The organism is Kitasatospora aureofaciens (assembly GCF_019192735.1).
Classification (GTDB): domain Bacteria; phylum Actinomycetota; class Actinomycetes; order Streptomycetales; family Streptomycetaceae; genus Kitasatospora; species Kitasatospora aureofaciens_A.
This window is the reverse complement of the sequence record NZ_JAHTKP010000032.1, coordinates 59,627-83,808: the sequence shown is the minus strand read 5'-3', so window position 1 is coordinate 83,808 and position 24,182 is coordinate 59,627. Positions and strand designations below refer to the sequence as shown.

The window sequence follows — 24,182 nt, the reverse complement described above, 5'->3', positions numbered from 1 at the left end:
TCCTCGGCATGCCCACCGACGAGGCGTCCGTCAACATCACCCGCAGCCGCCTCGGACGCCTCACTCGCCAAGGCTTCCTCACCCAACCCGGACGAGGCCGCTACCAGAAACGGACTTAACGTCCACTGAGATACAGCGGTGGACTATCTGCAAGTCCGGCCGAACTTCAGGGCCGGCCGTACTCAGTTCAGCAATCGCCTGGCTACGGCTGCGGGCGCGCTCCGACTGGAGGGCTGCCTCGGCGGCCAGCAGGCGAGCTTCCAGTCGAACGCACTGTTCCTCCGTGGCGTGCTTCAACGCCTGGGCGCGGGACAGCTCGATCCGTAGTGCCTCGACCTCAGCCTTGAGGCTGAGGATTTCGTCTCGGAGTTCATCGGCTCCGTCTGGTCGGGCGTAGATGTCTAGTGTCGTGGAGCCCGAGGCATAGCGGGCGATAGCCCAGTCGCTCTCTAGCTGGCGGTAGCGCTGTTCAGCCTGGTGGGTGTGGTCCTCGGCTGCTTCAAGGGCCCGCAGCAGGGCGCGCTCACGAACGCTGGCGAGGTGTAGTTCCCGTTCGGCGGCGCCCAAGCTCTCCCGGAGTTGTTCGAGTTCATGCTGGGAGGCGTTGCGCACGCGCAACGCCTCGAGCCGAAGTTGGTGTGCCTGTGCGCGAACCTCGTCAGTGACCGGGTTGCCCGTGAGGTCGGCGACCTGGCGGATCAGCTCGTCGACGAAGTCCTTGGGGGCGATGCGCAGGCCGTTGAAGTAGCGTGAGACGGAGCCCTTGTCGCGGTTTACGCGGGCGGCGTACCGGGTGAGTGAAGTGCCCAGGGCATCGAAGAGTTGCTTGATGAATGCGGTGAACGCGGCAACCTCGGGCTCGGGCTGTGTACTCTCGGGCACCTTGCCAGGGGTGGGGCGTTGGAGCACCGCCATCTCCTCTCCTCGGACCGTTGCAGGTGATTGGCAACGTGTTCCGGCTCGTGCAACGGTCTCGGCGATCGGCAGCCTAGGGGAGTCGGATCAACTCGCGTAGTGGAAAGACATCCTGATGCTCAATCTTCTGGCTCGACTTGTGCCAGCGCAGCGGGCGCTGATTGTTGGACTGGCGCTCGTGCCGCTGGTGCTGGCGACCGTTGCGCTCTTGCCGGCCCTGGCTCTGCTTCCGCTGTCGCCAGGCGGTGCCCGACGCGCTACGAGTCTCCTGACGCACCTGCGGGGCTGGACGGAGGCCGTCCTCGAAAAGAGCCGCGATGGACGGGCTCAGAGCAGGGTTACCCGGGCGGATGCGTGAGCAGGTCGGGCGGCAGGTGGGGCCGAGGTTGGACCGGCAAGCGGCGGAAATCGCTTCGCGTGACCAGCGATGACTCTGCGGAGCACGAGCGGATTGCGGCAGCGAGGACGATAACCGCCGTCGCCCATGAGCGTGGCCTCGTCCGTCGCATCGCCCACGAGATCAACCACAGCCCCGGTCTGCTCTGAACCGACTGCGTACGCCCCGATGTACACCCGATTCCGGTCGAGGAATGCCACAGCGCAGGTTCGACTTGGGCGTAGTGGTTAGGGGAACGTGCCCGATCTCGCTTCCCTCCAAGGGGAGTTGTGATCAAGGCCGCTCGCATGATTGGCCCCCGCCGTGCCGGGTGACGTGGTACGTTCCGTGGTCCAATCGAAAACAGGCGACCCCGGCGGTGCGCTAACACCCCGGGGTCCGGCACCAGGAGCGTCAACTCCCGATGCGAGTCCATCGTAGCGCCCACGTGCGCAATTTCACCGTGCTGCCCAACGCCATGCTGCAGAACCGGCAGCTGTCCTACACCGCCCGCGGTCTGCTCGCGGACCTCCTCTCCCGCCCGGACGGCTGGCGCGAGGACGGCCGGCACATGGCCGACTCCAGCCCGCAGGGGCGTGGGACGATCCGCAAGGCCCTGAAGGAGCTGACCGAGGCCGGGTACTACCGGGTCGAGAAGATTCGCATGCCGGACGGGACGATCCGTACCGAGACCCACGTCTACGACACCCCGCAGCTGGCGGTGCCGGGTGTCACCCGTCCGGTCTCCGGCGAGGCGAGCACCGGCCGTGCTGGCGCCCCTCTTGTAAAGAAGCGGTACCAAGAACCCTCCCGCCCCGCCGAGCAGGTCGACCAGCGGACGGTCCCCGGCGATGAGGCCGCCGATCGACCCAAAGGGCGGGAGGAAGGCCACACCATCGAGCAGGAGCCTCCGGCCATGCCGGACGAACAGGTCCAGGAGGCGGTGGCGACGCTGTTCCGGGCGATCCGCCCTGAGCCGCGCCTGCAGCTGGGCGAGGCCGAGGCCACCGAGCTGGCGCCGCTCGTCGCCCAGTGGCTGGAGCGCGGCAGTACTGCCCAGGAGCTGGCCCAGGCCCTGCTGCCCGGCCTGCCCGTGCCCCTGCACTCCCCGGTCGGCGTCCTCCGCAGCCGCCTGCAGCGCAAGATGCCGCCCGTCCTGGCCCCACAGCAGCCGTCCAAGCCCTGGTACGCCGAGTGTGCCAAGTGCCACGACCCGGTGCCGCAACCAGGCATCTGTGCCGGATGTGCGGGCCTTGGCGGGAGAACGCTGCAGGTCGGTAGTGGAGCGGCCGTGGCCACCGCTGGCGCCGCACGTGTTCGGGCCGCCGTGCTCGCTGCCAGACCGGCGCTGAGAACCGGGCAGTTCGCTGCCACAGGCGCCGGATAGGCGCTCATCGCCGTGCGGGCGTTGGCGCCGCTGCCCAAGGACTTGTTCCGCAGGGAAGGAACGAGAGCTTTGGCCCCGGTGCTGGCCTTCAGCCGCTTGGCTTCGCGTCGTGGATCCAACCGTCGAGGATGACAAGGCGCTCGTTCAGCGTGTGCATGGTGGCCTGCTCGATGTTGTCCTCGTGGAAGAAATCGTGGAGGCTGCGGTGGATCTCACTATGAGCCTGGCGCCTCAGAGCAGCTAGGTGCCCCACCTTGCGATTAACGACCAGCCGCAGCTCCTTTTTCTGCTCGGCCAAAGTCTGTTCCTTCACGACTGGCCAGGGTTTGCCGTCGCCTGTACGGATCCCGGCCAGACGCATCAGGCGGACAATGGCAGACGGTTCGGAACTGATCGGCAGACCAGCTTCTTGCCCCAAGCGTCGAGCCTGTAGGAGAAGAGGCTCGCCAATGGCCTCGCCTTTGTTGATGGTGTACGGGTGAATAGAATTTGAGGTGCCGATCACCTCCAGCTTGCGCGGAGGGGCGACTGCGGAGGGAGTTCCCTCATCGATGGATTCGTTGTTGCTGTGGCGTGCTCGAACCATCTCCTCCTGATAACGCACCACGTGCTGGACGGTTAATTCGATCCGCGCAGCGGGTTCAAGGAGGGGCTGGATGGTTGGGATGAACACGCGTGCATAGAGGTCGTCGTCTTCTCCGCGGCGCCGGATGCAGCGGCCGACGACCTGACGGAAGAAGAGCTCCGTGCGAGTGCGGGTTGCATAGACGATGACTCCCAGGCGTGGAATGTCGACACCCTCGGCGACCATGTGGACGGCGACAATCCAGCGGGACGAGCCGCCGGAAAACTCGTAAATGCTCCTCGATGCGAGAGGTTTGTCCGAGATCGCAAGCGTGGCAGGCTCGCCCGTTAGGCTTTCGAGGATTGCAGCGTATTTTCGGGCGTATTTTTGATCAGTGGCAAGAACCAGCCCGCCGATATCCGGAGTATCCTGCCGGATCAATGACAGCTCGTCGTTGGCGCGGCGCAGGGCTGATGGAATCCAATCCTTTTCCGGGTCAAGGGCGGCGGTAAGAGCGTGCGAGATTGTCCGGGGATCGGTTTCGGATAGCTTCCTTGCCGTCGCGTGCTCGGACGCCAGCCGCCATCTGGCCTCGCCGTCCAGGGCCGGGAAAACGACGGGTCGAACAACGTCCTGGTCCTGCAGAGCCATGCCGTAGTCATAGTTGATGTCAGGGATTACCCGGCGTTCCTCGTCGTAGCGAAGGAACGGGATCGCCTTTGCGTCGGTCCGAAACGGAGTGCCGGACAGCATGAGCCGCCTGTGAGCGTCGCTGAACGCCTCGAACAACGCCGGTCCCCATGCGAGCTGCTGGGCGTCCCCAGCGTGGTGCACCTCGTCCAGGATGACCAGGCACGGCCGACCGGGCTGGTTGGCCATGCGTGACCATACAGACGGGTCGGCCGCCACGGACTGGTACGTCGTCACCACGCCGTCATAGTCGGTTGCGGTGCTCTTTCTGGCGTTCTTGAAGGCTGGGTTGAGCTTGATGCCCGGTCCCGCTGCGGCTCTGGCCCACTGCCCCTTCAGGTGGTCGGTCGGCACGACAACAACGACCCAACTGATCTCGCCCCGGTCCATCATCGCTAGGGCGGCGAGCAGCGCGAATGTGGTCTTGCCTGCACCCGGGGTAGCCACGGCGAGGAAGTCGCGGTTCGTCCCCAGGAACTTACGTAGGCCGTTGTCCTGCCACTGCCGCAACCGCACGTGCCGAACCTCCAGTTGGGACTGCGCCCGCGACTGCCGCGGGCATCACCGTGGTCAGGCGACCAACGCGGGCGCAGGATCGGCATTTGTGCTCCTGCCGGCGCTGATCACCAGGTAGAACCTGGGTCCGATGTCGGGGCTCCGCGAGGTTCACAACATGGCACCGTAGACCAACGCAGGGGTGGTCTATCCGCGTTGAAGGGGGCGCTGAGGGATCCCTTGGAGCGGCCAGTATCACCCAAACGGCGCACAGCAACGGCGTGCGCCCCCGTCACTTCAGTCGCCAACTCATCCGTACCGTGGAGGGGCGGTGGGGAACTGAGCCGGGCGGCCCCGGGCACATCCGGGGCACATGAGGGCCAAAAGTGCCGCTGACCAGTGCGAACTACTGAAGGTAGTTTCGCCTGGTCAGCGGCACTTTTCTGGTTGAACCCGCAGGTCACGGGCTTGTGGGGGTCAAAAGATCCTCAAGTGGCAGGACGGCGCGTTGTTGCAGGCGGCGTCGTAGGGGCGCCGCCTGCTCTGGGGGGTCTTCCGGGTCAGTCCTCTTCGACGTTGCGGCGTCGGGTGAGCAGGAGGAGGGCCGTGCCCAGGGCGATGGTGGCGGTGCCGGTGAGGGCGATGGGGGTGGAGTCGGTGCCGCCGCCGGTGTCGGCGAGCCGGCCGGGGGTGCGGGTGGGGCCCGCGGCGGGGGAAGGGGTGGTGCCGGAAGTCGCGGCGGCGTGGTCGGTCACCGTGAACGTGCCGCCGAAGGTGCCGGCCAGCTGGGGGCAGGTGTACTTCTTCGCCGGGGCCGAACCGATCGGCAGCACCTCGGACTTGGCCGCGAACGAGAACCGGTAGTCGTCGAGCGCGGCCCGGGCGCCGGCGGTGATCCGGACCTGGAGGGTCAGCTTCTCGCCCTGGGCGAGCTTGTACGTCCCCGTGTCCGCCGCCGTGAGCGGCTTCCAGTCGGAGCCGGGCGCGCGCAGCTTCACGTCGAGGCCGGCCGTGCCGTCCTTGCCGGTCAGGGTGAAGGTGGTGGCCAGCTCCCGGACCGTGGTGGTGCTGACGTTGTCGAAGGTGACCGACAGTTCGCCGGGTGCCCCGCCCGTCGCCACGACGCCACCCGCCGGGCCGCCGCCGGTGGCCGGCATTGGGGAGGCCATCGGGCCCTCCGGGCAGTTGTAGGGCCAGGGCGAGCCGGTGGCGGTCGGGGTCGCGGTGGCGCTGGGCGTGCCGGTCGCGGTGGGTGTCGCCGCAGGGGTGGTGGCGGGCGCGGTCGGGGCCCCGGTGGCCGTCGCGGACGGGCTCGCGGTGGGCGTGGCGTCGGCGGCGAGGGCCGGGGCCGCGCCGACGGCCGCCGTACCGGTGGTGAGCACGAGCAGGGCGCAGGCGGCGGGCAGCCGGGGGGAACGCATGGTCAGGCTCCAGCGGTGGGTTCGGGGGTCGCTCTCCGGCGGGGAAGACCACCGAGGGGCGCGAACGGTTGTCCGCGCCCCTCGGGTGATCTCACCGGCGGTGGATCGGCCGGTCGATCAGCTGGTCGGTCAGCTGTGCGCGCCGGCCTTGCGGCGGCGCAGGACGAGCAGTGTGCCGGCACCCGCGGCGAGCACCGCGGCACCGCCGAGGGCGATCGGCAGGGTGTTGGAGGAGGCACCGGTCTCGGCCAGGTGCGGGCCCGCGGACGGGGACGCGGAGGCGGCGGCCGGGGCGGTGGCCGCAGCGGTGGTCGCCGGGGTGGTGGCGGTGCCGGCACCGGCCTCGGCGACCTGGAACTCGCCCGCGTAGGTGCCGTAGTACTGGGTGCAGGCGGTCGAGATGTGGTTGGCCGGGGTGGGGGTCCTGTCGTTGTCGAAGGCGTCCGAGCCGGCGTCGTAGTTGCCGCCGTACTTGCCGGCCGGGGCCTTGGCGGTGGCGGCTATCCGGAGCTGGACGGTGAACTTCTCGCCCTTGGCCAGCTTGAAGTCCTGCATCGGGAGGACGCGCTCCTTGCCGGTCAGCTGCTTCCAGCCGTCGGCGGTCTTCAGCTGGATGGTGAAGAACTCGGGGCTCCAGTCGACCGGGCGGTCCCTCATCTCGTCCGTGAGGTAGAGGGCGTTGTGCACGGCGGGCAGGTCGATGCCGGTGATGTTCTCGAAGGTCAGCGTGACGTCTGCGGCCGGGCCGCCCTTGACCAGGGTGGTGCCGTACAGGCCGGTGCCGGTCTCCTGGAGCAGCGTGCTCTGCCAGACGCCGCCGTGGCAGCGGTCGCCGTTGGTCGGCGTCGGGTTCGGCAGGACGGTCGGCTTCGCGGTCGGGGTTCCCGTCGCGGTGGCAGTCGGGGCGGCCGTGGTCGGAGCGGCGGTGGCCGTCGCGGTGGCGGTGCTGGTGGTGGTCGGGGTCGGCGTGACCCCGACGGCGCCGGCGGTGGCGGCGCCGACCGTGGCGCCGAGCGAGAGCGCCACGAGGGTGGACGCAGCCAGGAGGCGGGAAGAGCGCACGATCAATGCTCCAGCTTTGGGTGAATTCTGTCTGTTTTAGGGCGACTTGAGGCGACGGCGGAGCCGCCGGCGGCAGTCGCGCCCGCGCACCCTACAGCTCCGCGGTGGCCGGATTTCGGCCAGGGGGCGGCGTCATTTGATCGCCCTCGAACGAGGCCTCTCCGAGCCCGCCCGCGGGCCACCGGTTGCCGGGGCGGAGGGGCGGTCGGACGATGGGGGCATGATGCACCAGATGCGAGCCGAGTACGGCGCGGGTGGCCCGTCGGACGGGGTACGGCTGTGGCACATGGTCCGGGGCGCCGAGGACGTCGCGATGTGCGGCCGGGAGCTGGACGCGGGGGCGCCGGTCCGGGATGCGGTGGACTGGGGGAAGACGCCCGAACTCTGCTGCCACACCTGCGGGGCGTACTACCTGCGCGAGACGCCGTACCTGGCTGCCGAGCACCAGTAACACCGGGTCCGGCGGCGGTCTACCGTGATCGGCATGGAGGAATCTCTCGTCCGGCCCCGGTCGTTGACCCGCGAGGCCGCCGAACTGCGGTCCGGTGAGCCGCCGCTGCCCGAGTACGTCGACCGGCTGTGCGCCCGGATCGGGCATGTCGACCCGCTGATCCACGCCTTCGTCCCCGAGCCCGGTCGGCACGACCGGCTGCACGCCGAGGCCCGAGCGCTGGCCGCAAGGTACTCCGGACAGCGGGGGTGGGAGCCGGCGGACCGGCCGCCGTTGTACGGGGTGGCGGTGGGAATCAAGGACATCATCCACGTGGACGGGCTGCCCACGCACGCCGGCTCGGCGCTGCCGCCGGGCGTGCTGGCCGGGCCGCAGGCCGTCGTGGTGGACCGGCTGCGGGCGGCCGGGGCGCTGGTCGCGGGCAAGACGGTGACCGCCGAGTTCGCCGCCAGCGCGCCCGGCCCGACCCGCAATCCGCACCACCCCGGGCACACGCCCGGCGGGTCGAGCAGCGGTTCGGCGGCGGCGGTCGCGGCCGGGCTGGTGCCGCTGGCGGTGGGCACCCAGACGGTCGGCTCGGTGATCCGGCCCGCCGCGTACTGCGGGGTGGTGGGCTTCCGGCCGACGTACGGGCGGATCCCGATGGCCGGGGTGATCCCGAACGCGCCGAGCCTCGACACCTTGGGCGTGTTCACCGCCGACGCGGCGGGTGCGGTGCTGGCGGCCTCGCTGCTCTGCGACGACTGGGACGGTCGGTGGGTCGAGAGCGCCGCCCGGCCCGTCAGGCGGGCCGAGTTCAGGAACATCCTGCTCGGGGTGCCGACCCGGACGTACCTGGAACGGGCCGGTGCCGGGCCGGAGGCGATCGACGTCTTCGAGGAGCAGGTGGCGCGCCTTGCCGCGGCGGGGCTGACGATGGACCGGCTGTTCCCGCTGTCCGACGACGTGGAGGAGATCACCCGCCCGCTGCAGACGATCAACCGTTTCGAACTCGCACGCAGTCACGCCGACTGGTTCGCGCGCTTCGGCGGCCTCTACCGGCCGGAGACGGTGGCCGGCATCCGGCACGGTCAGAGCATCGCCGGGGAGGACCGGACGGCGGCGCTGCGGATTCGTGAGCACCACCGCACGCAGATCACCGAGATGATGCGCGAGTGCGGGGTGTACGCCTGGCTGGTCCCGTCCGCCACCGGCGGAGCCCCGCAGGGGCTGCACAGCACCGGTGACTCCGCGATGTCGGCTCCGTGGAGCTACCTCGGTTACCCGGCGATCAGCCTGCCGGCCGGGCGGACCGCGGACGGCCTGCCGCTCGGCCTCCAGGTGGTCGGCGAGCCGGGCGGCGACGAGTCGCTGCTGGGCCTGGCCACCGTCCTGGAACGGGTGTTGGCGCAGCCCTGAGCCCGATCGGCTTTGAGTCCGATCGGCTTTGAGTCCGATCGGCTGTGGGCCGGTTCAGCCGAGCGCGGGGTCGGACGGGTCGGCGGCCTCGGCGCGCAGGAGGCGCAGCAGGGTGCGCCCGGCCCGGTCGTACGGGGTGGCCTCGTCGTAGAGGACGGCCTGGGAGTTGGCCAGTTCCAGCACCGCGATCAGGGTGAACGCGAGGTCGGCCGGGTCGGTGTCGGGACGCAGGCTGCCTGCGGCGCGGGCCTCGGCGAGGGCGTCCTGCACCAGGCCGTGCCACTCCCGGGCGCAGGCGGCGAGGGCGTCCCGGACGGCGCCCGGGCGGGCGTCGAACTCGGCGTTGACCTCGAAGAAGAAGCAGCCGCCGGGGAAGACCCGGGCGCGTGAGTAGGCCAGCCAGCTCTCGCAGAGCGCGCGGGCCCGGGCGAGGCCGGGCGGGGTGTCGGCGACGGGGGCGACCACGGCGTCGGCGAAGATCCGGCGGGCGGCGCGGACGGTGGCGAGCTGGAGCTCCTCCTTGGAGCCGAAGCCGGCGAACACCCCGCTCTTGCTGAGCCCGAGGTCGGTGGCGAGGCGGCCGATCGAGAGCGCGTCGAGGCCTTCGACGGAGGCGATCTCGACGGCTCGGCGCAGCACCGCCCGGCGGGTCTCCTCGCCGCGCAGGACCCGTCCGTCCGTGGTCGACCCGGCCACCCGTCCACCTCAGCTCTCGTCGTCGGCACCGTCACGGTGTGTCCGGTCAGGGTAGCCCCGGAGGCCGAGGACTGAGCAGAAAACTGCACGAACGGTCGTGCTAATATCTGCCGAGCACGGCCCGGCACACCCGTCCGCACCGACAGGGAGACCGCATGGACCCGGCCCTCGCACTGGTACGCACCGCCCTCAACTCCACCTCGCACCTCGCGCCCCGGGCGGCCGGGCGCGCCGCCTTCGAGCTGTGGCGGCACCCGCTGCGCCGCAGCGCCCTGCGCCCGGACGAACGCGAGATCCACCGGCAGGCCGCCGTCGACGAACTCACCGTGAACGGCAAGCGGGTGCAGGTCTACCGCTGGGGCGACGGCGCCCGCCCGGTGCTGCTGATGCACGGCTGGCGCTCCCGCGCCTCGCGCTTCGCCGGCTACGTGCTCAGGCTGCGCGCGCTCGGCCTGACCCCGGTCGCCTTCGACGCCCCCGGCCACGGCGCCTCCGGCGGCCGGGCCACCACGGTACTGGAGTACCGTGAGATCGCGCGCCAACTCCAGCTCCGGTACGGCAACTTCGAAGCGATCGTGGCCCACTCGCTGGGCGTGCTGGGGGCGTTCCTCGCGCTGCGCGAGGGCGTCCGGGCCGAGCGGCTGGTCTCCCTCGCCGGGGTGAGCGAATTCACCTACCTGCCACGGGCGTTCTGCGCCGGGCTCGGGCTGAACGCCGCCGTCGAACGGGACTTGCGGCACCGCATCGAGCACGACCTCTTCGCCGGCACCGAGAACCCGTGGCAGCACTTCGACGCCGCCCACCGGCCACAGGAGATCGACGTGCGGATCCTCGTGGTGCACGATGAGAACGACGACGTGGTCGGCCTGGACCACGCCCACCGGCTGAAGGCCGCGTACGGCGACCGGCTCGACCTGCTGGTCACCCGGGGGCTGGGCCACCGCCGGATCGTCACCGAACCCACCGTCCTCGACAATGTCGTCGGCTTCGTGGCCGCCGGCCGGGAGATCGTGACCTGATGGAGCTGACAGAGCTTTACGCCCGCTCGGTGGACTTGGCCGCCGAGGTGGTCGACACCGTCCGCCCGGAGCACCTGGAGCTGGCGACGCCGTGCGGCGACTGGACGTTGCGCCGGCTGATGGGGCACATCGTCGGCCAGCATCAGGGCTTCGCCGCTGCCGCGCGCGGGGCCGGGCCGGATCTGGCCCTCTGGGCGGACGCACCGATCGATGACGACCCGCCAGGTGCCTTCCGGCGCACGGCGGATGATCTGAAGGCCGCCTTCGTCGAGGCCGAGGCGGCGGACCGCAAGCTGTGGCTGCCCGAGATCCGGGACGGCGGCCCGTTCCCGCTGCACATGGCGGTGGGCTTCCAGCTGGTCGACACCCTGGTGCACGGCTGGGACGTCGCGGCCGCCCTGGGCTCGCCGTCGGGTATCGCGGCAGCCGTGGACGGTGACCCGGTGCTGGCGGAGGCGCTGCTGACGGTGTCCGAGCTGGTGCCGGCCGGGCCGGGGAACCGGGGGCCGGAGCGCGCGTTCCGCGAGCGCCGTCCGCAGGGCGATGCCTACGGGTCGTTCGACCGCGCGCTCGCCCTGCTGGGCCGCGACCCGGCCTGGACACCGCAGAACTGATCAGTCGGTACTGATTCGGTCGCGTTGCTCGTCGGGGAAGCGCGGCCCGCCGATCAGGAAGAACAGTGCGGCGGCCGGGAAGCCGAGCGCGGCGGCCAGCACCACGATGAACTGCCAGAACATGTCGCGCTCCTCGTCAGTCCAGGGACGCCCGGCCACCCGAAGGTGATCCCAAACCCGACCGGCCCCGATTGGCCGAATTGTCCACTCGGTATCCGACGGTATGGCCGATTCACCCCGGCTGCCACCGGGCGGCCACCGCCCCGAGGGCAACGGCCCGCGCCACACCCGCGCAGGGGTCTGGGCGCGGGCCGGGGGAGGCGGCCACACTGTCGGGATGCAGCTACAGCTCGCAGGGGAAGCACGGCGGCCCGGCCGCGAGAGCGAGGACTTCGCGGCGGCCTCGCCGGAGGCGCTGGTACTGCTGGACGGTGCGAGCTCGCCGGCCGGCCTGGAATCCGGGTGCCGGCACGGGACCGCCTGGTACGTCCGCCGGCTGGGCGTGCACCTGCTCGCCCGGCTCACCGACCGGGCGGACCGTGCGATCGCCGAGTGCCTGGCCGACGCCATCGTCGAGACGGCCGCCCTGCACGGCGGCCGGTGCGACCTCGCCCACCCGAACACGCCCGCCGCGATGGTCGTCGCCGCCCGACGGCACGGCGAGTCGCTGGAGTACCTGGTGCTCGGCGACTCGCTGCTGGTGCTGGAGTTCAAGGACGGCCCGCCGAAGGTGATCGGCGACAACCAGCGCTTCCCCGGCGGCGAGGGGCTGCGCCGGCAGATATGGGCGACCGTGCCCGGCTCCACCGAGCGGGCCGCGCTGCACCTGGAGTACGCGCTGGCCGTCCGGGCCGCCCGCAACACCGGCAGCGGCCCGTGGATCGCCGCTGCCAGCCCGCGCGCCGCCGAGCACGCCGAGACCGGCTTCGTCCGGCTGGACCGTCTGCACGCGCTGGCCGCCCTCACCGACGGCGCCTCGCGCTTCACCGAGCGCTTCGGCCTGGGCAGTTGGGCGGACGCCCTGCGGCTGCTCGCCGAGTCGGGGCCGGGCGAGCTGATCGCCCAGGTCCGCGAGGTCGAGCGGGCGGACGCCGCCTGCGAGCGCTGGCCGCGCGGCAAGGCGCACGACGACGCCTCGGCCGTCTACGCGCTGCTGTAGCTGCGGCAGTCGGCCGAGGCGTCGTCGGGCAGGGGCAGGTCAGTCGATCGGGTGGCCGAACCGGCCGTCCTGGAAGTCCCGCATGGCCTGTTCGAGCTCGCGGTGGCTGTTCATCACGAACGGCCCGTACCAGGCGACCGGCTCCCGGATCGGCTGCCCGCCCAGGATGATCACGTCCAGGTTGGGGTGCCGGGAGTCCTGCCTGGCGTCGGCGGAGACGGTGATCGTGTCGCCCTCGCCGAACACCGCCGCCTGCCCGGTGCGGATCGGCCGGCGCTCGGCGCCGACCGTGCCGTCGCCGTTGAGGACGTACGCGAGCGCGTTGAAGTCCGGCCGCCACGGCAGGGTGACCTGCGCGCCCGGGGTGATGCTGGCGTGCAGCAGGGTGATCGGGGTGTGGGTGACGCCCGGGCCCCGGTGGCCGTCCAGCTCGCCCGCGATCAGCCGCAGGATCGCCCCGCCGTCCGGGGTGGAGAGCAGCTTGACGTGCCCGCCGTGGATGTCCTGGTAGCGCGGGGCGGTCATCTTGTCGGCCCCCGGGAGGTTGACCCAGAGCTGGATGCCGTGGAACAGGCCGCCGGTCAGGACCAGCGACTCCGGCGGGGTCTCGATGTGCAGGATGCCCGAGCCGGCCGTCATCCACTGGGTGTCGCCGCCGCCGAGGTGGCCGCCGCCGCCGTGCGAGTCCTTGTGGATGAACTCGCCGTCGATCAGGTAGGTGACCGTCTCGAAGCCGCGGTGCGGGTGCCAGGGCGTGCCCTTGGGCTCGCCGGCGGCGTACTCCACCTCGCCCATCTGGTCCATCATGATGAACGGGTCGAGGTACTTGGTGTTGATCTTGGCGAAGGCGCGGCGGACCGGGAAGCCCTCGCCCTCGAAGCCCTCGGGCGCGGTGACCACGGTGAGGACCGGTCGGTTGCTCGTGACGGCGGGGTCGGGGGTGGCGACGCGCGGCAGGGTCAGCGGGTTGTCGACGGTCACGGCGGGCATGTCGGCCTCCTTCGGGGGTTCCTCTGGCCTACGTCCACGAGAATAGTTCAACTCTCAACAAGTAGCAAGTTGAAAGTTGAACCATGTGGTGATGGAGAAGCCGGGGGCTTCTCTTCTCGGGGTGGGTCGGCCGGGGGTTGGCGGTCAGCCGTCTGCGAAGCAATGGCTGTGGGCGGCCGCGAAGCGGACGTCAGCCATACATGCGGCGCATGGTGAAGTCGACCATCTGCTCGACCGCCTTGGCGTCGAACACCATCCGGTGCTCGCCCTCCATGTCCAGCGCGAAGCCGTAGCCGGTCGGCAGCAGGTCCAGGACCTCCGCGCCGGTGACGGTGAAGTGCTTGGAGTCCTTGCCGGCATAGCGGCGCAGCTCCTTCAGCGAGCTGAACATCGGGATCACCGGGGTGGGGGTGTTGTGCAGCGCGAGGAAGCCGGGGCGGTCGCCGCGCGGGCAGTGCACCTTGGAGGTGATGAAGATCGCCTGGAAGTCCTCGACCGCCATCGACCCGGTGGTGAACGCCCGGACGGCGTCCGCCAGGGACGGCGGGGAGGGCTCCGGGTAGAGCGACTGCTGGTTCGCCTGCGACTGCGCGCCGTAGGCGTCGGCGCCGGGCATGCCGTTCATGCCCGGCTGCGGACCCGCCTGCTGCTGGTAGGGGTCGCCCGGGTATGCGTTCTGGTCATATCCGTACACACGGACAGGCTAGCGGGAGCGCACCCGCCCGTGCTGGCGCCGATCCTGACAAGGAGTGGTTGTCCCGCCTTGTGGGACGTGACCACGTTCATAGCGGATTCACTGCCGGGGGCTTGCCCAAGTTACCGCTGGGTAGCATCATGATGCCTACTGGTGGGTACGGGACGCCCGAACGCGGCGGTCTCCCGGAAGCGACGAACCGGAGAAAACGGCCATGGGTCACTACAAGTCCAACCTGCGGGACGTGGAGTTCAACCTCTTCGAGGTGTTCGGCCGCGAGCAGGTCTACGGCACCGGACCGTTCGCGGACATGGACGTCGAGACCGCGAAGAACATCCTCAGCGAGATCTCGCGCCTGGCCGAGAACGACCTCGCCGCGTCCTTCACCGACACCGACCGCAACCCGCCGGTCTTCGACCCCGAGACCAACACCGCGCCGATCCCGGCCACCTTCAAGAAGAGCTACCAGACCTACATGGACGCCGAGTGGTGGCGTCTGGGCATCCCGGAGGAGATCGGCGGCCAGGTCACCCCGTCCTCGCTGATCTGGGCCTACGCCGAGCAGGTCCTGGGTTCCAACCCGGCCATCTGGATGTACTCCTCCGGCCCGGCCTTCGCCGGCGTCATCGCCGATGAGGGCACCCCGGAGCAGCTGGAGGTCGCCAAGCGGATGACCGACCGCCTCTGGGGCTCCACCATGGTCCTCACCGAGCCCGACGCGGGCTCCGACGTGGGCGCCGGCCGCACCAAGGCGATCAAGCAGGAGGACGGCTCCTGGCACATCGAGGGTGTGAAGCGCTTCATCACCTCGGGCGAGCACGACATGTCCGAGAACATCATCCACATGGTCCTGGCCCGCCCCGAGGGCGGCAAGCCCGGCACCAAGGGTCTCGGCCTCTTCATCGTCCCGAAGTTCGACTTCGACTGGGAGACCGGCGAGCTCGGCGAGCGCAACGGCGTCTACGCCACCAACGTCGAGCACAAGATGGGCCTCAAGGCCTCGAACACCTGCGAGATGACCTTCGGTGCCAAGCACCCGGCCAAGGGCTGGCTGCTCGGCGAGACCGTCGACGGCATCCGCCAGATGTTCAAGATCATCGAGTTCGCCCGCATGATGGTCGGCACGAAGGCCATCGCCACCCTCTCCACCGGCTACCTGAACGCCCTGGAGTACGCCAAGGAGCGCGTGCAGGGCGCGGACATCTCGCAGTTCCTGGACAAGACCGCCCCGCGCGTCACCATCACCCACCACCCCGACGTGCGCCGCTCGCTGCTCACCCAGAAGGCCTACGCCGAGGGCATGCGCGCGCTGGTCCTGTTCACCGCGTCCGTCCAGGACGACATGCTGGCCGCCAAGCTGCGCGGCGAGCGCGACGAGGCCGCCGAGCGCCTGAACGACCTGCTCCTGCCGATCGTCAAGGGCTACGGCTCGGAGAAGTCCTACGAGCAGCTCGCCCAGTCCCTGCAGACCTTCGGTGGCTCCGGCTACCTGCAGGAGTACCCGATCGAGCAGTACATCCGGGACGCCAAGATCGACACCCTCTACGAGGGCACCACCGCGATCCAGGGCCAGGACTTCTTCTTCCGCAAGATCGTCAAGGACGGCGGCCAGGCGCTCACCGCGCTGTCCGAGCAGATCCAGAAGTTCCTCGGCTCGGCCGAGGGCGGCGACGCCCTGGCCGCCGAGCGCGAGCTGCTCGCCAAGGCCGCCGGCGACCTGGAGGCCATCGTCGGCAAGCTGCTGGCCGACCTCTCGTCGGTCGAGCAGGACGTCAAGAACATGTACAAGGTGGGCCTGAACACCACCCGCCTGCTGCTCGTCTCCGGCGACGTCGTCGTCGGCTGGCTGCTGCTGCGCCAGGCCGCGGTGGCCCTGGCCAAGCTGGAGGCCGGTGCCTCGGAGAAGGACGTCCCGTTCTACCAGGGCAAGGTCGCGGCGGCCCGCTTCTTCGCCAAGAACATCCTGCCGACCGTCGCCCCGCAGCGCCTGATCGCCGAGGGCATGGACAACGAGATCATGGACCTGGCGGAGGAGGCCTTCTAAGGCCCGCACCCCCTTCTGGCCGCCTGACACCACCCTCACACCGAAGGGCCCGGCTCCAACGCCGGGCCCTTCGGTGTTGCTCGCTGTCTCCGGGCGCCGGCTCTACGCGCTGCGCAGGGCCTTCAGCGGATCCGTGCGGGCTGCCCGGAGGGCCGGATAGAGCCCGGCCAGCAGGCCCACCACCGTCCCGATCAGCGGGGCGGGGAGGGTGGCGGCCGGCTGGAGGACGGCGGTCCAGTCGCGGGCGGCGGCCACCGCGACCACCGTCACCACGCCGAGGCTGGTGCCGATCAGGCCGCCGAGGGTGCCCAGCGCGGTCGACTCGGTCAGGAACTGGGCCGCGATGTGGCCGGTGCGGGCGCCCAGCGAGCGCCGCAGGCCGATCTCCTCGGTCCGCTCCAGCACGGCCACCAGCGTCGTGTTGGCGATGCCGACCGCGCCGACCAGCAGGCAGATCCCGGCCAGCGCCAGGAACAGGCCGGTCAGGTCGGAGGTCACCCCGTCCTGCAGGCTGTGCGGGTCCGGCGGCGGGACGACGGTGAACGCGTCCGGCGCGTCCGGCCGCAGGGCGAGCGGGATCTGCGCGGCCACCACCGAGGCGGCGCCCACCCTCGTCGCCACCAGGCCCTGCGCGCCGCGGTCCGGCTGTGGGGCCGGGTTGCCGTACCGTTCCAGCGCCGTACTGGCCGGGATCACCAGGCCGAGCAGGGCGCCCGGCCGGCGCCGGACGTCCGAGTAGATCCCGATCACCGTGTACGGGACGTTGTCGAGGAAGACCGCGGGCTGGGCGTCCAGGCGGCTCACCCCGAGGCGTCCGGCGGCGGCCTCGCTCAGCAGCACCACCGGCTGCGCGGTCCGCTGGACGAACGCGTCCATGGTGACCCCGGCCGCCAGGGTCGGCTCCATCGCGGCGACCGCGCCCGGGGTGGCGGCCAGCACGGACAGGCCGGTGCCCTCGTTCGGGCCGTTCGGGCGGGCGGTGATCACCGGGGCGCCCGGGACCGGCCACCAGACGCCGCCGGCCCGGACGCCGTCGATCGCGGCGAGGCGGCGGTCGGTGTCCTCGGGGAAGTTGCTCGGCGGGTTGGCGCCCGGGGCGACGCCGTCGGTGCGCGGGCGGTCGGTCACGTCGACCGTGGTGGCCCTGGTCAGGCTGAACTGCTCGCCGATCTGGCCGGAGGCCGTTGCGGTCAGGCCGAGCACGGCGACGAACGCGCCGATGCCCAGGACGGTGCCCAGCATGGTCAGCACGGATCGGCCGGGGCGTTGCAGGACGCCGGAGAGCGCCTCGGAGAGGAGGTCGCGCAGGCCGAGGCGGGAGGACGGCTCGGGGAGCACGGAACGGCGGCTCACCGGGCTGGCCCCTCGGCCGTCCGGACCTCGGCCTCGGCCTCGCTCAGCACGCCGTCGCGGATGGCCACCCGGCGCTCGGCGCGGGCGGCGACGGCCGGGTCGTGGGTGATCACCACCAGGGTGAAGCCCTGCGCGTGCAGCGCGTCGAACCGGTCCAGCACCGCCTCCGCGCTGGCCGAGTCCAGGTTGCCGGTCGGCTCGTCGCACAGCAGCAGGCTCGGCCGGTTCACCAGGGCGCGGGCGATCGCCACCCGCTGGCGCTCGCCGCCGGACATGGTGCCGGGCAGCGCGTCCGTGCGGTGGCCGAGGCCGACCAGGCGCAGCGCCTCCAGGGCGGCGGTGCGGCGGGTGCGGGGCGGGGTGCGGTTGTAGAGCTGGGCGAGGACGACGTTCTCCTCCGCGGTGCGGTGCGGCAGCAGGTGGAAGGACTGGAAGACGAAGCCGATCCGGCGCCCGCGCAGCGTCGAGCGGTCCCTGTCGCGCAGGCTGCCGGTGTCGATGCCGTCCAGCTCGTAGCGGCCGGTGGTGGGGGTGTCGAGCAGGCCGAGCAGGTGCAGCAGGGTGGACTTGCCGGAGCCGGACGGGCCGGTGACGGCCAGGTACTCGCCGTGGTGGACGGTCAGGTCGGACGGGTGCAGCGCGACCACGGGCGGGCGGCCGGGATGGGTGCGGCCCACGCCGGCGAGGGCGATGACCGGGGGCGTCCCGGGTGGTTCCGTGGTCACTTGCCGACCACCACCTGGTCGCCGGGCCGCAGTTCGGCGCCCGCCGCCGGGGTGACGGCCACCATGCCGTCGGCGGAGACGCCGGTGGTGACCGGGACGGTGGTCCGGTTGCCGGCCGCGTCCACCGTGGTGACGGAGGTCTGGCCGGCCGCGTTGGTCGAGACGGCCGCGACCGGGACGGCGGTGACGGGGGCGCTCGCCTTGTCCTTCAGCACGGTGAGCCGGACGTTCTTGCCGTTCAGGGCGGCCGGCAGTGGGGTGCTCGGGGTGATCGCCACGGGGACGTAACTCGTCGCGCCAGGGCCGTTGTTGGGCGGCCCGGCAGGGGCTCCTCCGCCGCCGGGCTGGGCGCCGGGACCTCCGCCGTTGCCTGCGGCCGCCGCGCCTGCGGCTGCTGCGCCGCCGAGGGTGATCACCTTGCCGGCCGGGGGTGCGGTGGTCGGGGCGCCGACCTCGGCGACGGTGCCGGCGATGGTGGTGTTGGTGTCCTCGGCCAGGATCTCGACGGCCATGCCCGGCTTCACGCCCGCGGCCTGGCTGGGCGTCAGTTGGCCGGTGATGTTCAGGCCGCCGCTGGTCAGCGACACCAGGGTGCCGGAGGCGGGCGAGCCCACGGAGCCGTTGACGGCGGTGACGGCGGCGGGGAGCGCCGGCAGGAACACCACGTGGGCGGCGGGCACCATCGGGCCGTTCACCGCCCGGGCCTTCGCAAGGGCGGCCTGGTCGGTGGCCAACTGCTTCTTGGCGACGGCGAGTTGTTGGTCGATGTCGCCGGCCGGGGCGGGTGGTTGCGCGGGGGCGGTCGGTGCGCCGGGTTGGGTCGGGGGCTGCGTCGCGCCGGCCTTCTTCTGCGCGGTGAGGCTGTCCACCGTCTGCTTGTCCGCGTCCACCGCCTTCTGCGCCGTGTCCACGGCCTGCTGGGTGGTGGCGCCGGTGGTCGGCACCGGGTAGCCGAGCTTGCGGTAGAACGCCGTCACCGCTTGCGCCGTCCCCCGGCCGAACACCCCCTTGTCGTCGTCCCCGACCGAGTACCCCAACCCCTCCAGCGCGTCCTGGAGCTCGGAGACGTCCGGGCCGGTGCTGCCCGGCTTGATGTCCCGGTACGCGGGCACCGGACCCGGGAGCGCGAACAACGGCTGACCGGACACCTCGGCCAGTAACTCCCCGGCCGCGACCGTGTCCCCCGTCCTCACCCCCAGCTTCGACACGAACAGCTGGGTGACATCCGGCGACGCCGCGGCCGGCACCACGTTGTACTGCGCAGGCGGATACACCACCGCCCGCGCCACCACCGACTTCGTCAACACCCGGCTCACCACGGGCGCGGTGATCAGACTGTTCGGCGGCGCCGCCGCCTGCGCCGCCCGCTCCGCCGGCGACTTCACCCACGTCGCCGCCCCCAGCCCCCCGACCGCCACCAAACCCGCGGCCAGCGCCACCCCCACCAGCACCCGCCTCCGTCGCACACCCCGCGACCGGGTGGGCGGTGCGGCGGTCACGTCGTCGGCCGTGCTCGTCGTCGTCAACTTGGCTCTCTCCCCGGAGACTTCACTTCCAAGAGTGTTATCACCCGGCTGCCGGGCGGAGGTAGCCGGACATGGATCGGTGCACCGACGGATTTCTCCTCTCAACTTCCCTGTGGTGGAGGTGCGGTGGGGGAGGTGTGCGCGATGGCTCGTACGGGATTGATCCTTGCGTGCGAAGGGTCGGGGGAACAGGAACTTTTGCCGGAAGTTTTGAACGGGCCGGTGAACCGGTGCCGGGGTGCGAGGGGGCCGGATGACCGTCCGCGACCAGGGCAGATCTCTGGGTGAACGGGCTGCGAGGCAGCGTCACTTCACGGTTGTGTCCTCGTTCTGCATCCGTTGCGAGGTTGCGGGTGCCCTGTCCGTGTACGGGCATATGCTCAAGGTGCGAAGCCGACCCCCATCCGGCTTCGGCCCTCCATCGACTCAGGAGCAGTATGTCGCCCGCCGCCGCCCGACAGGCGTTCTTCGACCGGACACACACCGATGATCTGATCGCGTTCCTCGGCACCTCGCCGTCTCCGTACCACGCGGTCGCGAGTGCCGCCGAGCGGTTGGAGAAGGCGGGGTTCCGGCAGGTCGCCGAGACGGACGCGTGGGACGCGGCGGCCGGGGGGCGCTATGTCATCCGGGGCGGCGCGCTGATCGCGTGGTACCTGCCCGAGGGGGCCGGCCCGGAGACGCCGTTCCGGGTGGTCGGGACGCACACCGACTCGCCGAACCTGCGGGTCAAGCCGCTGCCGGACACCGGGTCGGCGGGGTGGCGGCAGGTCGCGGTGGAGATCTACGGCGGGGTGCCGCTGAACACCTGGCTCGACCGGGACCTCGGCCTGTCCGGGCGGCTGACGCTGAAGGACGGCAGCTGGCGGCTGGTGCAGCTGGACGAGCCGCTGCTGCGGGTGCCGCAGCTGGCGATCCACCTGGACCGCCAGGTCAACGACGGCATGAAGCTCGACAAGCAGCGCCACCTCACGCCGATCTGGGGCCTCGGCCCGGTCGACGAGGGGTCGCTGATCGCGTACGTCGCCCAGCGCGCCGGGCTGGAGCCGGCCGAGGTGGTCGGCTGGGACCTCATGACGCACGACGTCCAGCCCGCCTCCTACCTGGGCCGGGACCGCGAGCTGCTGGCCGGCCCGCGCCTGGACAACCTGCTGTCCGTGCACGCGGCCACCGCCGCGCTGGCCGCCGTCGCCTCGGCGGGCGGCGCCGGGCTGCCGTACATCCCGGTGATGGCGGCCTTCGACCACGAGGAGACCGGCAGCGAGTCGGACACCGGCGCACAGAGCCCGCTGCTGGGCAACGTGCTGGACCGCACCGTCTACGCGCGCGGCGGCACCCCCGAGGACCGCGCCCGGGCGCTGGCCGGCACCGTCTGCCTCTCTTCGGACATGGGCCACGCCGTCCACCCGAACTACACCGAGCGGCACGAGCCGGGCCACCACCCGCTGCCGAACGGCGGGCCGATCCTCAAGGTGAACGTCAACAACCGCTACGCGACCGACGGCGTCGGCCGGGCGGTGTTCGCGGCGGCCTGCGAGAAGGCCGGCGTGCCGTGGCAGACCTTCGTCTCCAACAACGCCATGCCCTGCGGGACGACGATCGGCCCGATCACCGCGGCCCGCCTCGGCATCAAGACGGTGGACTGCGGCATCGCGGCGCTGTCCATGCACTCGGCGCGCGAGCTGTGCGGCGCGGCCGACCCGTACCTGCTGGCCAGCGCGATCAAGGCCTTCCTGGAGGGCTAGGCACGGGCTGAGCGAGAAGACGGACAGGGGCCCGGCGGACGATCGTTGCGCCGGGCCCCTGGCGTTCGGCTACTCCATGCCGGCGAGCACCAGCGGCAGCCGGTCGGCGCCGCCGGCGACCAGCTTCACCGGCACGCCCCAGTCCTGCTGGTGCACGTGGCAGGCCGGGAACTCGATCTCCGGGTCGTCGTCGCAGGACGCGGCCATCGCCGAGACGTGCAGCACGCCCTCGGCGATCCCGTCGGACAGGACCAGCTCGCGGGAGAGGTCGGTGTCCGCGCCCGCGCCGGAGACCAGCAGCTCGGGCGGGGTGGCGCTGACCAGCAGCCGGGTGGACGGGCCGTACCGCTCGTCCAGCTTCTGGCCGCTCGGCGCGGAGAACACCACGTCCAGCCGGAGCGCGCCCGGCGCGACCTCGGTGGCCGCCCGCTGGGTGCGGTGCGCGACCGACTCGACCCGTACGGCCTCCTCGGGCAGCCGTAGCCTGGTCAGCCGGTGCCGGGCCGACTCGACCACCACGATGTCGCCGTCCACCAGGACGGCCCCGGAGGGCTCGCGCAGGTCGGTGGCCAGCGTGGTGACCTCGCCGCTCGCCGGGTCGAAGCGGCGCAGCGCGTGGTTGTAGGTGTCGCTGACGGCCACCGAGCCGTCCGGCAGCACGGTGACGCCCAGCGGGTGCTGGAGCAGCGCCTGCCCGGCCGCGCCGTCGCGGTGGCCGAAGTCGAACAGGCCGGTGCCGACGGCGGTGTGGACCGTCTTCGTTTCACGTGCCCCTTCTGATCGACTGAGCCAACGCAGCGCGGAGGTCTCCGAGTCGGCGACCCAGAGCCGCTCACCGTCCGCCGAGACCGCCAGGCCGGACGGCTGGGCGAACCAGGCCTCGCCGGCCGGACCGTCCACCAGGCCCTCGTTGGTGGTGCCGGCCGCGACGCCGACCGTGCCGGCCGCCGGGTCGTACGCCCACAGCTGGTGCACGCCGGCCATGGCGATCCACACCGCGCCGTCGAACCAGGCGACGTCCCACGGCGAGGAGAGGTCCACTTCGCGGGCCGGGCCCTCGGTGGCCGAGCCCTGCCACCACTGGCGGCCGGTGCCGGCCAGGGTGGTGACGCTGCCGTCGGCCAGCCGGACGCCGCGCAGCGCGTGGTTGACGGTGTCGGCGACGATCACGTCGTGGTCGTGGCCCTCGGGCAGCAGCGCGAGGCCCTGCGGCTCGCTGAACCGGGGGCTGGTGCCGTCCACCAGGCCGCGCTGCCCGTCGCCGATCCGGCGGACCACCGTCTCGCCGTCCTCGGCCAGTTCGACCAGCGAGTGGTGGCCGGAGTCGGCGACCAGGAAGTGGCCGTTCGCGAGGCGGACCGCCTTGCCGGGGAACTTGAGGTCCCCGGCGGTCGGCTCCGGCGCCACGTACGGGCCGTCGCCGCGGCGCAGCGTGCCCTTGGCGGCGTGCTCCGCCTCCAGCTCCTCGACCAGCCGGGCGATCGCGTGCGCGTGCCCCTCGCCCGCGTGCTGGGCGACCACGTAGCCCTCGGGGTCGATCACCACCAGCGTCGGCCAGGCGCGCACCGCGTACTGCTTCCAGGTGGCCAGCGCCGGGTCGTCCAGCACCGGGTGGTGCACCTCGTACCGGGCGACGGCGTCCACGACGGCCTGGTGGTCGGCCTCGTGCACGAACTTGGGGGAGTGCACGCCGACGATCACCACGGTGTCGCGGTGCTTCTCCTCCAGCTCGCGCAGCTCGTCGAGGACGTGCAGGCAGTTGATGCAGCAGAAGGTCCAGAAGTCCAGGACGGTGATCTTGCCCCGGAAGTCGGCGAGGGTGAGCTCCTTGCCGCCGGTGTTCAGCCAGCCGCCTGCGCCGACCAGCTCGGGGGCGCGTACACGTGCACGAGATGCCATGCCTGTATCCAACCTCATCGGGTGGGGGAGGCATTCCGGGGTGCGTCGATGCGCGCGTGCCAGCGGGTTTCGCCGTCCTGCTGTTCGTCGGTGGGGGCGAGGCCGAGGGCGCGGGCGACGGCGGCCGAGGCGTGGTGGTCGGGGTGGATGTGGGCCGTCACGATGGTGACCCCGGCGGCGGTGAGGTGGCCGAGCAGGGCGCGGGCGGCCTCGACGGCCAGGCCGCGGCCCTGCCACGGCGTGCCGACCACCCAGGCCAGCTCGGCGGCCTCCGGGCGGATCGTGGCCTGGACGTAGCCGGCCAGGCGGCCGTCGGCGCGCAGCCGCAGCGCCCAGTTGCCCCAGGCCTCGGCAGGGCCCGGGGAGCCGGCGGCGAGCCGGGTGTAGCGGGTGTGCAGCGCTTCGGCGGTGGCCGGGGTGCCACCGATGAAGGCGTGCAGGGCGGGGTCGGCGAGGGCGGCGGCCATCTCCTCGGCGTGCTCGGGCCCGATCGGGACGAGGTCGAGGCGTTCGGCGGGGACGATCGCGGAGGTGTCGGGGCGCATGGGCGTATTCAACGCCCACGACCGACGACCGCTGCTACACGGGGTGCGGGGCCGTCCCGCCCAGGACGTGCTCCCGCCCCCACGCGCCGAGCGGGGCCAGCGCCGCGTTGAGCTGCGCCCCCGCCTCCGTCAGCGTGTACTCCACCCGGGGCGGCACCTCGTCGAAGGCCTCGCGGTGCACGATGCCGTCCGCCTCCAGTTCGCGCAGGTGGGCGGCCAGCACCTTCTCGGTGATCCCCGGCACCAGCCGGCGCAGCTCGCCGAACCGGCAGCCCGGGCGCTCGCCCAGCGCCCACAGGATCAGCACCTTCCACTTGCCGCCGATCACGGCCATCGCGGCGTCGATCCCGCAGACGTACGCCCCCGGCCTCGGCACGGTCGCCATCGCCACCCCTCCCGACCTCGTCGCTCAC

Annotated in this window: 22 protein-coding genes; 8 read left to right on the top strand and 14 right to left on the bottom strand. The window is 71.7% G+C overall.

Annotated elements, in window-relative coordinates; all coding sequences use genetic code 11:
- Positions 1 to 78: 78 nt before the first annotated feature.
- Positions 79 to 915, bottom strand: a complete 837-nt coding sequence (locus tag KV557_RS26630) for a hypothetical protein (RefSeq protein WP_218204024.1) — start codon at positions 913 to 915, stop codon at positions 79 to 81.
- Positions 916 to 1,739: 824 nt separating this feature from the next.
- Between KV557_RS26630 and KV557_RS26625 the strand changes: the two genes are divergently transcribed.
- A complete protein-coding gene (locus tag KV557_RS26625; RefSeq protein WP_308130081.1) occupies positions 1,740 to 2,678 on the top strand; it encodes a hypothetical protein in 939 nt (312 codons plus the stop codon).
- Positions 2,679 to 2,766: 88 nt separating this feature from the next.
- Here KV557_RS26625 and KV557_RS26620 read toward each other — a convergent pair whose 3' ends face one another.
- The 3 genes from KV557_RS26620 to KV557_RS43015 form a co-directional block, all read right to left on the bottom strand.
- Positions 2,767 to 4,449: a DEAD/DEAH box helicase gene (locus KV557_RS26620; protein WP_218204022.1), complete on the bottom strand. Its 1,683-nt coding sequence runs from the start codon at positions 4,447 to 4,449 to the stop codon at positions 2,767 to 2,769.
- 539 nt (positions 4,450 to 4,988) lie between these two features.
- Positions 4,989 to 5,849 (bottom strand): LPXTG cell wall anchor domain-containing protein, encoded by an 861-nt coding sequence (locus KV557_RS26615; protein ID WP_218204021.1) that lies wholly within the window; start codon positions 5,847 to 5,849, stop codon positions 4,989 to 4,991.
- Positions 5,850 to 5,978: 129 nt separating this feature from the next.
- Entirely contained in the window at positions 5,979 to 6,911 is a 933-nt protein-coding gene (locus KV557_RS43015) for an LAETG motif-containing sortase-dependent surface protein (RefSeq protein WP_308130080.1), read from the bottom strand.
- Between the two features lie 232 nt (positions 6,912 to 7,143).
- Between KV557_RS43015 and KV557_RS26605 the strand changes: the two genes are divergently transcribed.
- Together KV557_RS26605 and KV557_RS26600 are read left to right on the top strand one after the other, a co-directional pair.
- Positions 7,144 to 7,362 (top strand): hypothetical protein, encoded by a 219-nt coding sequence (locus KV557_RS26605; protein ID WP_308130079.1) that lies wholly within the window; start codon positions 7,144 to 7,146, stop codon positions 7,360 to 7,362.
- 33 nt (positions 7,363 to 7,395) lie between these two features.
- Complete coding sequence (locus KV557_RS26600) at positions 7,396 to 8,760, top strand: amidase (protein ID WP_218204019.1); 1,365 nt, start codon at positions 7,396 to 7,398, stop codon at positions 8,758 to 8,760.
- A 54-nt stretch (positions 8,761 to 8,814) separates the two neighbouring features.
- Here the strand turns inward: KV557_RS26600 and KV557_RS26595 are convergent, their stop codons facing one another.
- A complete protein-coding gene (locus tag KV557_RS26595) occupies positions 8,815 to 9,456 on the bottom strand; it encodes a TetR/AcrR family transcriptional regulator (RefSeq protein WP_218204018.1) in 642 nt (213 codons plus the stop codon).
- Between the two features lie 155 nt (positions 9,457 to 9,611).
- Here KV557_RS26595 and KV557_RS26590 point away from each other — a divergent pair, with 155 nt between their 5' ends.
- Positions 9,612 to 10,475: an alpha/beta hydrolase gene (locus KV557_RS26590; protein WP_218204017.1), complete on the top strand. Its 864-nt coding sequence runs from the start codon at positions 9,612 to 9,614 to the stop codon at positions 10,473 to 10,475.
- Positions 10,475 to 11,089 (top strand): TIGR03086 family metal-binding protein, encoded by a 615-nt coding sequence (locus KV557_RS26585; RefSeq protein WP_218204016.1) that lies wholly within the window; start codon positions 10,475 to 10,477, stop codon positions 11,087 to 11,089. The genes KV557_RS26590 and KV557_RS26585 overlap by 1 nt, the downstream gene beginning before the upstream one ends.
- Here KV557_RS26585 and KV557_RS43010 read toward each other — a convergent pair whose 3' ends face one another.
- Positions 11,090 to 11,212 (bottom strand): hypothetical protein, encoded by a 123-nt coding sequence (locus KV557_RS43010; RefSeq protein ID WP_256177976.1) that lies wholly within the window; start codon positions 11,210 to 11,212, stop codon positions 11,090 to 11,092.
- A 214-nt stretch (positions 11,213 to 11,426) separates the two neighbouring features.
- Between KV557_RS43010 and KV557_RS26580 the strand changes: the two genes are divergently transcribed.
- Positions 11,427 to 12,248 carry a protein phosphatase 2C domain-containing protein gene (locus tag KV557_RS26580; RefSeq protein ID WP_218204015.1) on the top strand — a complete coding sequence of 274 codons (822 nt, stop codon included), beginning with the start codon at positions 11,427 to 11,429 and terminating at the stop codon, positions 12,246 to 12,248.
- 39 nt (positions 12,249 to 12,287) lie between these two features.
- Here KV557_RS26580 and KV557_RS26575 read toward each other — a convergent pair whose 3' ends face one another.
- Entirely contained in the window at positions 12,288 to 13,238 is a 951-nt protein-coding gene (locus tag KV557_RS26575) for a pirin family protein (protein ID WP_218204014.1), read from the bottom strand.
- Between the two features lie 190 nt (positions 13,239 to 13,428).
- Entirely contained in the window at positions 13,429 to 13,932 is a 504-nt protein-coding gene (locus KV557_RS26570; RefSeq protein ID WP_374106673.1) for an SseB family protein, read from the bottom strand.
- Between the two features lie 214 nt (positions 13,933 to 14,146).
- Between KV557_RS26570 and KV557_RS26565 the strand changes: the two genes are divergently transcribed.
- Positions 14,147 to 15,976 (top strand): acyl-CoA dehydrogenase, encoded by a 1,830-nt coding sequence (locus KV557_RS26565; protein WP_218204013.1) that lies wholly within the window; start codon positions 14,147 to 14,149, stop codon positions 15,974 to 15,976.
- Positions 15,977 to 16,078: 102 nt separating this feature from the next.
- On the opposite strand, the gene KV557_RS26560 is transcribed toward KV557_RS26565, so the two are convergent.
- From KV557_RS26560 to KV557_RS26550, 3 genes are read right to left on the bottom strand one after another with little or no spacing between them, the layout of a single operon-like run.
- Positions 16,079 to 17,329 (bottom strand): ABC transporter permease, encoded by a 1,251-nt coding sequence (locus KV557_RS26560; RefSeq protein WP_308130078.1) that lies wholly within the window; start codon positions 17,327 to 17,329, stop codon positions 16,079 to 16,081.
- On the bottom strand, positions 17,326 to 18,054 hold the full coding sequence (locus KV557_RS26555) for an ABC transporter ATP-binding protein (RefSeq protein WP_218204012.1): 729 nt from the start codon (positions 18,052 to 18,054) through the stop codon (positions 17,326 to 17,328). Before KV557_RS26555 ends, KV557_RS26560 begins: the two co-directional genes overlap by 4 nt.
- On the bottom strand, positions 18,051 to 19,580 hold the full coding sequence (locus KV557_RS26550) for a peptidoglycan-binding domain-containing protein (protein ID WP_218204011.1): 1,530 nt from the start codon (positions 19,578 to 19,580) through the stop codon (positions 18,051 to 18,053). The genes KV557_RS26555 and KV557_RS26550 overlap by 4 nt, the downstream gene beginning before the upstream one ends.
- A 437-nt stretch (positions 19,581 to 20,017) precedes the next feature.
- On the opposite strand from KV557_RS26550, the gene KV557_RS26545 reads away from it, so the two are divergent.
- A complete protein-coding gene (locus KV557_RS26545) occupies positions 20,018 to 21,325 on the top strand; it encodes a M18 family aminopeptidase (protein WP_218204010.1) in 1,308 nt (435 codons plus the stop codon).
- A gap of 69 nt (positions 21,326 to 21,394) precedes the next feature.
- Here KV557_RS26545 and KV557_RS26540 read toward each other — a convergent pair whose 3' ends face one another.
- Genes KV557_RS26540 through KV557_RS26530 form a run of 3 tightly spaced genes read right to left on the bottom strand, consistent with a single transcriptional unit; the run spans position 21,395 to position 24,154 of the window.
- Entirely contained in the window at positions 21,395 to 23,224 is a 1,830-nt protein-coding gene (locus KV557_RS26540; protein WP_218204009.1) for an NHL domain-containing thioredoxin family protein, read from the bottom strand.
- Positions 23,225 to 23,238: 14 nt separating this feature from the next.
- Complete coding sequence (locus KV557_RS26535) at positions 23,239 to 23,769, bottom strand: GNAT family N-acetyltransferase (protein ID WP_218204008.1); 531 nt, start codon at positions 23,767 to 23,769, stop codon at positions 23,239 to 23,241.
- Positions 23,770 to 23,803: 34 nt separating this feature from the next.
- Complete coding sequence (locus KV557_RS26530; RefSeq protein WP_218204007.1) at positions 23,804 to 24,154, bottom strand: winged helix-turn-helix transcriptional regulator; 351 nt, start codon at positions 24,152 to 24,154, stop codon at positions 23,804 to 23,806.
- Positions 24,155 to 24,182 lie beyond the last annotated feature (28 nt).

Bases quoted from the DNA above. Each gene is read 5' to 3' on its own strand.
- KV557_RS26630 (WP_218204024.1), bottom strand. From the start codon at position 915: ATGGCGGTGCTCCAACGCCCCACCCCTGGCAAGGTGCCCGAGAGTACA.
- KV557_RS26615 (WP_218204021.1), bottom strand. From the start codon at position 5,849: ATGCGTTCCCCCCGGCTGCCCGCCGCCTGCGCCCTGCTCGTGCTCACC.
- KV557_RS26605 (WP_308130079.1), top strand. From the start codon at position 7,144: ATGCGAGCCGAGTACGGCGCGGGTGGCCCGTCGGACGGGGTACGGCTG.
- KV557_RS26600 (WP_218204019.1), top strand. From the start codon at position 7,396: ATGGAGGAATCTCTCGTCCGGCCCCGGTCGTTGACCCGCGAGGCCGCC.
- KV557_RS26590 (WP_218204017.1), top strand. From the start codon at position 9,612: ATGGACCCGGCCCTCGCACTGGTACGCACCGCCCTCAACTCCACCTCG.
- KV557_RS26585 (WP_218204016.1), top strand. From the start codon at position 10,475: ATGGAGCTGACAGAGCTTTACGCCCGCTCGGTGGACTTGGCCGCCGAG.
- KV557_RS43010 (WP_256177976.1), bottom strand. From the start codon at position 11,212: ATGTTCTGGCAGTTCATCGTGGTGCTGGCCGCCGCGCTCGGCTTCCCG.
- KV557_RS26580 (WP_218204015.1), top strand. From the start codon at position 11,427: ATGCAGCTACAGCTCGCAGGGGAAGCACGGCGGCCCGGCCGCGAGAGC.
- KV557_RS26575 (WP_218204014.1), bottom strand. From the start codon at position 13,238: ATGCCCGCCGTGACCGTCGACAACCCGCTGACCCTGCCGCGCGTCGCC.
- KV557_RS26565 (WP_218204013.1), top strand. From the start codon at position 14,147: ATGGGTCACTACAAGTCCAACCTGCGGGACGTGGAGTTCAACCTCTTC.
- KV557_RS26545 (WP_218204010.1), top strand. From the start codon at position 20,018: ATGTCGCCCGCCGCCGCCCGACAGGCGTTCTTCGACCGGACACACACC.
- KV557_RS26540 (WP_218204009.1), bottom strand. From the start codon at position 23,224: ATGGCATCTCGTGCACGTGTACGCGCCCCCGAGCTGGTCGGCGCAGGC.
- KV557_RS26535 (WP_218204008.1), bottom strand. From the start codon at position 23,769: ATGCGCCCCGACACCTCCGCGATCGTCCCCGCCGAACGCCTCGACCTC.
- KV557_RS26530 (WP_218204007.1), bottom strand. From the start codon at position 24,154: ATGGCGACCGTGCCGAGGCCGGGGGCGTACGTCTGCGGGATCGACGCC.